7 protein-coding genes and 1 pseudogene are annotated in these 11148 nt (G+C 44.5%); 6 read left to right on the top strand and 2 right to left on the bottom strand.

Translation table 11 applies throughout. The annotated features are described in order from the left end of the window. Positions 1-529: pseudogene (locus ABYB02_RS10315) on the bottom strand (S9 family peptidase); the annotation flags it as partial. 422 nt (positions 530-951) lie between these two features. Between ABYB02_RS10315 and ABYB02_RS10310 the strand changes: the two are divergent. The 4 genes from ABYB02_RS10310 (at position 952) to ABYB02_RS10295 (ending at position 6456) form a co-directional block, all read left to right on the top strand. Beyond that, positions 952-2175 carry a glycosyltransferase gene (locus tag ABYB02_RS10310; RefSeq protein ID WP_372762377.1) on the top strand — a complete coding sequence of 408 codons (1224 nt, stop codon included), beginning with the start codon at positions 952-954 and terminating at the stop codon, positions 2173-2175. A 122-nt stretch (positions 2176-2297) separates the two neighbouring features. After that, on the top strand, positions 2298-3524 hold the full coding sequence (locus ABYB02_RS10305) for a threonine/serine exporter ThrE family protein (protein WP_372762376.1): 1227 nt from the start codon (positions 2298-2300) through the stop codon (positions 3522-3524). A 224-nt stretch (positions 3525-3748) separates the two neighbouring features. Then, a complete protein-coding gene (locus ABYB02_RS10300; protein WP_372762375.1) occupies positions 3749-5797 on the top strand; it encodes a prolyl oligopeptidase family serine peptidase in 2049 nt (682 codons plus the stop codon). A gap of 233 nt (positions 5798-6030) precedes the next feature. Next, positions 6031-6456 (top strand): hemerythrin domain-containing protein, encoded by a 426-nt coding sequence (locus ABYB02_RS10295; RefSeq protein ID WP_372762374.1) that lies wholly within the window; start codon positions 6031-6033, stop codon positions 6454-6456. 91 nt (positions 6457-6547) lie between these two features. On the opposite strand, the gene ABYB02_RS10290 is transcribed toward ABYB02_RS10295, so the two are convergent. Further along, positions 6548-6961 carry a hypothetical protein gene (locus tag ABYB02_RS10290; protein WP_372762373.1) on the bottom strand — a complete coding sequence of 138 codons (414 nt, stop codon included), beginning with the start codon at positions 6959-6961 and terminating at the stop codon, positions 6548-6550. Between the two features lie 237 nt (positions 6962-7198). Here ABYB02_RS10290 and ABYB02_RS10285 point away from each other — a divergent pair, with 237 nt between their 5' ends. Beyond that, on the top strand, positions 7199-9559 hold the full coding sequence (locus tag ABYB02_RS10285; RefSeq protein ID WP_372762372.1) for a TonB-dependent receptor: 2361 nt from the start codon (positions 7199-7201) through the stop codon (positions 9557-9559). A gap of 23 nt (positions 9560-9582) precedes the next feature. Continuing rightward, positions 9583-11148, top strand: a 1566-nt coding sequence (locus tag ABYB02_RS10280; RefSeq protein WP_372762371.1) for an FAD-dependent oxidoreductase, incomplete at its 3' end; no start/stop codon positions are given.

The following is an 11148-nucleotide window of genomic DNA, read 5'->3' as shown; positions in this document are numbered from 1 at the left end:
GCGCTGCTATCGGGTAGCCATTTATAAGGTGCTGCGGTAAGCACAGAATTGAGTGCAAGCTCATTTAACTCATTGGCTTGCTTAGTTTTTGCATTATACACCCAAAGATGAGCCGCCTGTTTTGCTCTACCACAAAGGCTAAGTATTCACTATTTGACGACCACTGCGGCGAGCGAATAATGCCCGCAGGTAAATTATCAATGGTGATAACACTGCCAGTAGGCACATGCTTAAGCTCTATTGCACTGTATTTAGTGCGTGCGCGAGAGCGCGAAAAGTTAGCTGGGTTTAATTTTATGCCCGCTAATTTTAGCTCTTCTTTTGCTAACTCATCGAGTGATTCTACGCGCTTGCGTTCAAACAAGGCTAGCCATTGGCCATCACTCGATAAATAACTGGCCGGTGCCAATTTGGCATCCACTAATGCAGCAAGTTCAGCCGACGGGGTTTGATACCCTTGATCTGCATAACTTGTTGGCAGCAACATAACACAGCCAACTAGGGCAGCGATTAGCCTAACAGTGTTCATGTTTCATCCTTTTGAAAGTTATTAATTAAATCATCCTATCTAAACATGTTTTGCATCATTCATAAAGCATTAAGGTAGCACAACTCCCTGTAAAAGATGAGTTAAGCGCACACTTAACGCTACGCTTACGCGCTGGTAGTTTACACTCACCTACCAAAAGTTAATCAACTATCAAAACACTAAAAAATGGTTAACTTTGTAAGCAATCTATTTACCTTCACAAGTAATTATAAAGACACCCATATTATTACTTTCTTACCACTAATTTGAAAAGCGAGATTCGAGCTAGCTGTTTTAACACGTTACCCGTTACCCGTTACCCGTTACCCAGGCTTGATTATTGGTGAGATAAAATCTTCTGCAAATCAAGCAAGCTGTTATAATGCGCGCATAGTAACTATTTTAATTTAGAGCGTTTATTAATGAAAAAAGTGCTGGTAATTGGCTACGTATGGCCAGAACCAAACTCCTCTGCCGCAGGCACCCATATGATGTCATTACTCAATGCGTTTAAAGCACAGCAATGGCAGGTAGAATTTGCTACCCCAGCACAACGTACCGAGCACATGGTTAATCTTGACGACTTTGGCATTACTAGCCAAAGCATTGCGCTTAACTGTGCAAGTTTTGATGAGTATGTAACAGCGTATAATCCCGATATCGTGATGTTCGACCGCTTTATGATGGAAGAGCAATTTGGTTGGCGCGTTGATAAGCACTGCCCTCAGGCTGTTAAAATATTAGACACCGAAGACTTACAATGCTTGCGTAATGCCCGCCATGAAGCGCATAAAGCAAAACGTGAATTTAGTTATGACGATTTACACTCAGACATCGCAAAACGCGAAATTGCCGCTATTTTACGCTGCGACTTAAGCTTAATTATTTCCAGCTATGAAATGACCTTACTTAAGCAGGTATTCAAGGTAGATAGCCGTTTACTGCAGCACCTGCCGTTTATGGTTGATCTGCAGGCACTGCCTACCAGCAGCAAAAGCTTTGCTGAGCGCCAGCACTTTATGACCATAGGTAATTTTAGGCACGCGCCTAACTGGGATGCGGTACTGTACTTGCAAGAAATTTGGCCGCTTATTCGTAAGCAATTACCCAAAGCTGAACTACACATTTATGGCTCATACCCGCCCCCTAAAGCCACCGCGTTAAATAACCCAAAAAGCGGTTTTTTAATTAAAGGCTGGGCCGACGACGCCTACGAAGTTATGCAAAGTGCGCGGGTGTGTTTAGCACCGCTGCGCTTTGGTGCAGGTATTAAAGGCAAGTTGCTTGAAGCGATGATCATGCAAACCCCAAGTGTTACCACCGATATTGGCAGTGAAGGAATGCATAACGCGTTACCTTGGCCGGGTAAAATTGCCAATAACGCCGAGGACTTTGCTCACGCTGCGGTGGCACTTTATAACGACGAAAGTCAATTTACACAGGCGCAACTTGCGGCAAATAGCTTGCTAGAGAGCCTTTACGATAAAGCGCAATTAAGCCAACAGCTAATCGAACGAATTCAATTAGTCAGTGCTGATTTAGCGGCTCATCGGCGTAAAAATTTCACCGGCCAAATGCTCAAACATCATACAATGCGCAGTACGCAATATATGGCGCAATGGATCGCCGAAAAAAATAAAAAATAGTAAAAAATTCACTAGACAGTGACGTATTTGTGTTTAAAATCGCGGCATAGAAAAGGTGGGCAATTTTTAGCAATATTGTCTATATTTTTAGCTTAGTTATTTAACCTTTGGCTTAAAAGCATTTGAAAACCGCAACCTTTACAGAAAAACGCAAATTTATCGTTAAATTAGGTAAAATGCTGCACAAATACGGTACACCTGCCTACCGCTTAGAAGCACATTTAATGGAAGTGGCGACTTACTTAGATCTTAAGTCGTCGTTTGTTATGTCGCCTACCTCTGTCACCTTTGTAATTTGGACCGATGGTCACGAAGACGAATACACCCATGTGGCACGAGTCGATCCAGGGGATCACGACCTAGGCTCCCTCGCCGACACCGACGATTTAGTTAATCAAATGCTTGAAGGTAAGCTCAGCTTACACGAAGTTGATGAGCAGCTCGATCTGATTTTTGTTGCGCCAAATTACTATAATAAACTGGCAACCGGTGTGGCTTTTGCAACCTCTGGCGGTGCGTTTGCCATGCTTATGGGCACCAGTTGGTATGATGTGGTTTGGTCGGCACTGCTGTCGTCTATCGTTTACTTGTTTGTGCTCTGGTCGGGGCGCTCAAAACGCGTCGCCCATATGCTTGAACCTTTAGTGGCTATTGTATCGTCTATTATTGCCTGTGCTATTAGTGTGTATTTTGCCCCCGAAATCAACATACGTTTAGTGGTGTTGTCATCCATCATCGTGTTTATTCCCGGTTTAGCATTAGCGCTGGGGCTTGCTGAGCTTGCGGCAAGGCACTTAGTGTCGGGCACAGCGCGGGTTATGGACTCACTGATGCTGCTATTTAAGCTCTATTTTGGTGGCTTTATTGGTATTGGTATTGGCTTTGCGTTATTTGGTCAAGCCGACTTTGTACAACCCGAGCCTTTACCCGCCTGGTCGCCATGGCTGGCTATCTTTTTGCTTTGTAGTAGCTTAATCGTCATATTTAGAACCAAAATTAAACACGCGGTATGGTCTATTGCCTCTGGTTTTATTGCCTATGGCACTACCATAGGCTCTGCCATGTACCTTGATTACACGCTGGGTACGTTTGTTGGTGCATTAGCGGTGGGTATATTTAGTAATTTATTTAACCGTGTGGTGAATGCACCGGCGTCTATTGTGGCGATGCAAGGCCTGATTGTGTTGGTACCAGGCAGTAAAACCTACATTGGCTTAAACTCTCTAATTGAGGGGCAAGACTTTGTTTATGCAGAACACATTGGCCAACAAACGTTTTTAATATTTATGTCTCTGGTGGCAGGACTCATATTTGCCAACGTGGCTTTACCACCGAAAAAGAGCTTATAACACCAAGCGTTAGCTTTACTAATGTATACCGCAACATGCTCAAAAGCGGGCATGTTGCTACCCTTGCTTATAACTAACTAGCCTTACTATTTATAATACAGCGCTCTATTACCCTTGGTACTGACCCTTTACCGCGCGTTTTTCCAATTCACCGCACTTTTTTACGCTGCACCAGGTTATTTGCTATATTGCTGGCTGAATTATAAAAAGCAAAGGAAATAACAATGCTAAAAACTAGCTTAGCACTCGCAATCGGGCTTACCAGCACCGTTGCATTTGCGCAATCAACAATCACAATTGAAGACATACCAAAAATCCAGTCTGTGAACCAAGCCACAGTCAGCCCGAGTGGCGACAACGTCGCATTCACTCGCTCAGTGCCACGCACGCTGTACGTAGATGAAAATGGTAGCAATTACAGTGAACTTTATGTTGTTGATGATCAAGGGGTTGAACGTCCGTTTATTACCGGATCAGTCAATATTAAAAGCCTGCAATGGTCAAACGACAGCAAATTTATCTATTTTTTAGCCAAGCTGAAAGACGATAAATTTACCGCACTGTATAAAATCCCCGTTGACGGCGGTGAAGCACAAGCTGTACTGTCTTTAAAAGACACCTCAATTTCAAGTTATAAGCTCAACCCTAGCAACCAGCAAGTGGCTATTTTAGCTATGCCTGCGGCAGACAAGTCTGAAAAAGAACTTAAAAAGTTAGGTTTTAAAGCCGAAGTGTACGAGCTGGGATTAAAAGATAAACAACTGTTTATTGTTGATTTAGCAAAGGCCGACAAACCACTTAGCCCTAGCGCACGTAATGTGGCTAACTATGTCAGTGATATCAACTGGGCCGCGAATGGTAACAAACTATTAGTTAAAACGCAGCCAACGGCACTGATTGATGACAAGTATACTAAGTCGATGTGGCACTTGTACGACGTTGCCAGCGATCAAGTCACATTATCATTTAAAACCGAAGGTAAATTAGGCGCAGCCGAGCTGTCTCATGATGGAAAATACATTGCTATTTTAGGTGCGGAAGATAAGCACGACCCTGCTACGGGGCGGTTATTTATTGCCGACACTAAAACCGCAAAAATTAGCGAATGGCTCCCTGACTTTAACGGTCATGTGGTTGATTTTGAATGGTCGCATAAACGTAATACGCTTAACTTTATTGCCAATGTAGGCACTCAAAGCTTTGTAGCCAGTATCAATGCAGGCGCTAATAACTACAAAAAATTAGTTAAAGAAGGCCGATTTATTGCATCACAACTGAGCCTTTCTGACTCAGATAAAACATTAGCGCTGCGCGGTAATACCGCCACACACCCAAATGAAGTGTTTATTGTGCGCGGTAAAAACGTTAAACGACTAACCAACTCAAATAGCTGGTTAAACGATAAACGTTTTGCCAAACAAGAAACCATTAAACTGAAAGCCCGCGACGGTGTTGAACTAGACGGTGTATTAGTTTATCCACTTGATTATGAAAAAGGCACGCGTTACCCACTTATTATGTCGGTACACGGTGGCCCAGAAAGCCATGATAAAGATGGCTGGGTAACTAACTATTCACGCCCTGGGCAAATGGCAGCAGCACGCGGGTACGCGGTGTTTTATCCAAATTATCGCGGCTCGACCGGTAAAGGGGTCGATTACTCAAAATTAGGCCAAAACGATTACGCTGGTAAAGAGTTTGACGATTTAGTCGACTTTAAACAGCACCTCGTTGATATGGGCTTAGTCGACACTAAACGAGTTGGCATTACCGGTGGCTCATACGGCGGTTATGCGTCGGCATGGGGCGCAACAAAGCTAACCGAGCATTTTGCCGCCAGTGTGATGTTTGTTGGCGTATCGAATCAATTATCTAAGTTTGGTACTACTGATATTTCAAACGAAATGAACCTAGTTCACGCACGCTCGTACCCGTGGGATAAATGGCAATGGTATTTAGAGCGCAGCCCTATTTATTGGGCCGGTCAATCTAAAACACCATTATTGATCATGCACGGTAAAGATGACCCACGTGTGCACCCTGCGCAATCTATGGAATTATATCGTTACATGAAAGTGCAAGGCAAAGACGTGCGCTTAGTGTACTACCCAGGCGAGGGCCACGGTAACCGTAAAGTGGCGGCGCAGTACGACTACAGCCTACGTTTAATGCGCTGGATGGATAACTACCTAATGGAAGGTAATAAAGACATGCCCGCGTTTGAAATTGACCACGCAGCCAAGCTACAAGCGGTGAAAGACGCCGACAAGTAACGCTTGCTTATACTCCCAAGCCACCTTTATGGGTGGCTTGGTAATAACCCGATTATTCAAGCTGGTTGAGCGTATTTGCAATAGTCCTTTTTTATAGAACAACCAGAAAAATTTACATTTATTGCCACAGTTCATTTTACTCAACAAAAAAAAACACTAATAAATTCAATATACTTATAAATGGCATTGCCTTTGCTTCATTGTTATCAAACTGGATATAAAAAGGAATAGCAATGAATATCTTTAAAGCATTACGCGCCGATCACGACATACAACGCAAATTAGTGGATGCACTGATCAACACCCATGGCGATACCGATGAGCGTAAAACATTAATGCAGCAGCTTAAAACACAGTTGCAACAACACGCTAAATTTGAAGAACGCTACTTTTATAATCCACTGATGTTTGAAGATTTAACCCATGAAAAAGCCCGTCATAGTGTGGCAGAGCATCATCAGATTGATGAATTAATTGAGCAACTTGAAGACACCGAGATGAGCTCGCCGGCGTGGTTAGTAGCGGCTAAAAAGCTGCACCACTTGGTACACCACCATTTAGATGAAGAAGAGCACGAGGTGTTCCAACTGGCAGGTAAAGCGCTCACCGAGGGGCAAAAAGAAAGCCTTGCAGAGCACTACAACGATGCCATGCACTAATTACACACGATATAAATTTGATGCACTCTCCTGTGTACTTTTTGGTTATAAGCCAAGCGGCTTATAACCTTTTCTTGCTTTTAATAAAGTATTAGTTAACCGTAAATTTCACATCTTGCTCGCGCAATAAATACAGCGCAAAACAGGCTGCCCACATTGGCCATGCGGCAAAAAACAATAAGTTATTAAAGCCATCAATATACTGGTTATACGACGACAACGTAGACAAGCCATGCAAAATAAAAATAACGCCATACGTTAAACGCTTTTTGATCCCCACTAAAAATGCCAACACCAGCAGCAGCTGTAATGCCCCTAAAATATAGGCCACGATGTCGGTTGAACCACTAATACCGTAAAAACTTTCAAAAATACGCGCACTGTGCCCCGGGTTTACAAATTTATCGAGGGTCCACATTATCATTACAATAAACACCCCTACGCGCAGGGAGAGTAAAGACCACTGTAACCGATTTTGTAGCTCGCCACTGATTGCATTTGCCATAAAATTTCCTTAATTATTAACTATAAATAAACGATTAGCTTAACTAGACCGTATAACCCTAACTTTATTTCTATATATTTTAACTATTTATATTACAGCACTGTTTACACTAAGCCTCTATACTGCTTAATAGTATAGAAACAAACTAAGTTAACAAAAAAATTAACATGACTGAAAGTTATTTATAGCCGTTTCGGTCTTTATCATCAGCAGCCAATAACTAAAAAGAGCAAGCCTTTGAAATACCAATACTTAGCCCTATCATTAGCCAGCATATTAAATGCCCCCTTGCTGGTGCAAGCCGCTCAAAGCGCCACTGAAACCAATAATGAGCATATAGAACGCATTGAAGTAGCGGGCCAAGTCATTAAATCTCAGCGCCTTTCACTTAAAGATGCCACAATAGATGGCCCGTTTGGTGATAACCTTGCACTGCAAGATATAGCCCGTTCGGTCACGCCTATTTCCAGTGAGCTGTTAGCGCAACTAAATATTACTACCTTGCAGGATATTCTCGCGGTAAGCCCAAACACTTACTCTGCCAGTGGCTTTGGTGCTCCCAGCTTACCAACCATTCGTGGCCAGCTCGGTGAGTTATTTCAGGACGGCACACGTCGCCAAGCCGGTAACAATGGTTTTGGTGTGCCGTTATCGTTTAATGCGGTTGAACAGCTAGATGTGGTGAAAGGTGCCCCGCCGGTGTTATTTGGCTCGAGCCAGCGAAATGGCGGCTTTGTTAACTTACACTCTAAACAGGCCTCCACCAGCCAGTCTAAAGGTAAAGCCCGTCTATCGGCCGGCAGCTGGGATCAATACACCGCTCAAATTGATTACACAGCGCCTATTATCAATGACGAACTAGGGTTTAGAATCAGCTATGAGCACGTTGACAGTAACAGCTACTACGATTATACCAGCACAAAAAGTGATAGTTTATTTGCAGCGCTGCAACTAGTGCCTGATGACAAAAGCAGCTGGAATATTAATTTTGAACTGTTCGACATTACCTTTACCGACAACGCCGGTATCAACCGCCCCACTCAAGCGTTAATAGATAGCGGTTTATACATTACCGGCCAAGGGGTGCAGGCCAACGGCAGTACCGTGCCTGCCGCAGGGGCTATTATTTCACCCACAGGGCAAGTAAAAATTGACCACAGTAGCGTGCTTACCGATCCTAACAATGAAAATAGCGCCACCACTTATTTGCTCCACAGTATTTATAAACGCCAACTTTCTGAGCAGGCAGCGCTGAAAAACATCAGCTATTTTCAGCACTTACAGCGTGAAGAAATTGCACAAAACAGTTTTGTTGAAATTATAGACGGCGCCGATACCGCGCAAAACCGCACCGAGCTGAGCTACCAATGGACCGATAGCCAACAAACCTTGTTTGCGTTTGATATTCGCTACAATAGCGTATTGGGTTATAGCCAATTTACCACCGAAGCAGACTCCCCTATAGATTTAACCGGCCCACTTGAAAACCGCCGCATTGCATTAACCGACGCACAAAAGCAACGCTTGGTTGCACTGCGTCCCGGCGTATTTGTATCCCCGGGAGGCCAATACGATTTAAATAACGATGGCAGTGGCGATTTTAACCTCTCTGACACCACCGATTCGCGCTCATGGCAAACCGGCGTGGCGATGCAGCAAGATTCACAATGGAGCAATGAGTTACGCACTAGCATAGGTTACCGTATTGACTATTATGACGTAACAGCACGCGACCCGATTGCACCATCAGGGCAAGTGGCGGCTCACGATAGCATTAATGATGCGCTGCAATCGGCGCAAGTGAGTGTTAATTATACACTCAATAACGATTTAACCGCTTATGGCGCGGCAAGTTACAACGAAGCCACAGCAAATAGCATGGCGGGTGGCACCACACTTGGTGGCGATAACCGTATCAATGCGCAAAATTTTGCCACCGAAAACACCCTCGTTGAGTTTGGCTTAAAGTACACTCCCAGCGACAGCCCATGGTACGCCGATGGCGCGGTATTTAGCCAACGTCGCAGCTTACGTAACCGCGACGGGAGCAATTCAGGCATTCGCACCAGCGGCTTTGAAAGCCAACTATTTTACCAAGCTTACCCGTATTGGTTGAGCGCCGGATACAGTTATATAGATGCTCGCTACGATAACTCGGCCACAGGCCAAGACTCGGCGAAAATAGCCGATGCGTTTGATAACTCTCGCCCAGATATAATTGCTGGCACCGGTGTGGGTGCGCCGAGCTATACCGCATTTGCGCCATCGCGGCGCCAAGTTCAAGGTATTCCTGAGCAAACACTGAGCGTGAACGGTAACTATGCCATTAATTCACAGTGGCAAGCGGGGTTTTCAAGTGTTTACACCAAGAGCTACCCACTCGACTTTTTGGCTACCGTGTATATTCGCGATCAGTACACATTAAATGTGAACACCCGCTATGCGTTCACCCCCACTACCACGTTACGCTTAGATATAAACAATGTTACCAACCAAAAAAATTGGCGCCCAGTATTTGAAGGTGGCTACTTTAACGCAACCCTCGCTTTTCCTGAGTTGCCGATTAACGCCAAGCTAACGCTTACCCACAATTTTTAAGCCGTAACGTAAAGAGAGAGCAGATGGTTAAAAAAATAGCATTATTATTGATTGTTGCAGTTGCCGCAGGGCTGTTCTTTCATTTTGATTTGCACCAGTTACTAACACTTGAAGGCTTAAAAGGATCGATGGAGCAATTTGCGCATTACAAGGCGCAATCGCCACTGTTGGTGATAGGTGGGTTCTTTTTACTGTACGTTGTGGTTACCGCTTTGTCTTTGCCCGGCGCCGCTATTTTAACGCTGGCAGCAGGCGCCTTATTTGGCTTAGCCGAAGGCTTGTTAGTCGCCTCGTTTGCTTCAACGATTGGCGCTACCTTAGCCTTTTTAGTATCGCGCTATTTACTACGCGACAGTATCAAACAGCGCTTTCCTGAGCGGTTAGCAGCCATTGATAAAGGGGTTGCAAAAGAAGGAGGATTTTACTTATTTACCCTGAGATTAGTGCCGGTGTTTCCGTTCTTTTTAATTAATTTACTAATGGGGGTAACCGCAATTAAGGCATGGACCTTCTACTGGGTAAGCCAAATAGGCATGTTGGCGGGTACATTTGTCTTTGTAAACGCCGGCACACAGCTGGCGCAAATAGAGAGTTTATCGGGTATTTTATCTGTTGATCTTATTGTATCGTTTGCGTTATTAGGCGCTTTTCCATTACTGGCTAAAGGTATTTTAAACGTGTTTAAAAAGCGTCGCGTGTATAAAAACCATACTAAACCAAAACAATTCGATCGCAATATGATAGTGATTGGCGCAGGGGCCGGTGGCTTAGTTACCAGTTATATTGCCGCCGCGGTGAAAGCCAAGGTCACCTTAATTGAAGCCGGCGAAATGGGCGGCGACTGTTTAAATTACGGCTGTGTGCCCAGTAAAGCGCTGCTCAAAAGCGCTAAAATTGCCGAGCAAATTCGCCATGGCGAGCATTACGGCCTAGAAAACGCCACGCCGCAATTTTCATTTAAAAAAGTAATGGCGCGGGTACACCAAGTAATTGCCGATATCGCCCCACACGACAGTGTAGAGCGCTACACCAATTTAGGCGTAGAGGTAATAAAAGGCTACGCTAAATTAATCGATCCGTGGACAGTAGAAATTAAACTAAATGACGGCGGCACGCAAACGCTCACTGCCCGCACCCTTGTTATTGCCACCGGCGCACGCCCATTTGTACCGCCACTTCCGGGTATAGAAGAAACAGGCTATGTAACAAGCGATAATTTATGGACTAAATTTGCTAAGCTCGACGCGGCCCCTAACAAACTTGTGGTACTGGGGGGCGGGCCCATTGGCTGTGAATTGGCACAATGTTTTGCCCGTTTAGGCTCACATGTGACGCAAGTTGAAATGGCAGATCGCATTATGTTCAAAGAGGACCTTGAAGTGTCGCAGTTTGCGCAGCAAACGCTTATAGATAGCGGTGTGAACGTGTTAACCTCGCATCAAGCATTGCGCTGCGAAACACGCGACGGTAAAAAGTACTTAATTGTTAAACATAACGATACCGAAATCGAAATTGCATACGACCAGCTAATATGTGCGGTGGGTCGTAGTGCACGACTAGATGGATATGGCCTGGAGGCGCTTGGCATC

Source organism: Pseudoalteromonas sp., assembly GCF_041613455.1.
Classification (GTDB): Bacteria; Pseudomonadota; Gammaproteobacteria; order Enterobacterales; family Alteromonadaceae; genus Pseudoalteromonas.
The sequence above is the reverse complement of the archived record's forward strand: the minus strand, read 5'-3'. Positions and strand labels throughout refer to the sequence as shown.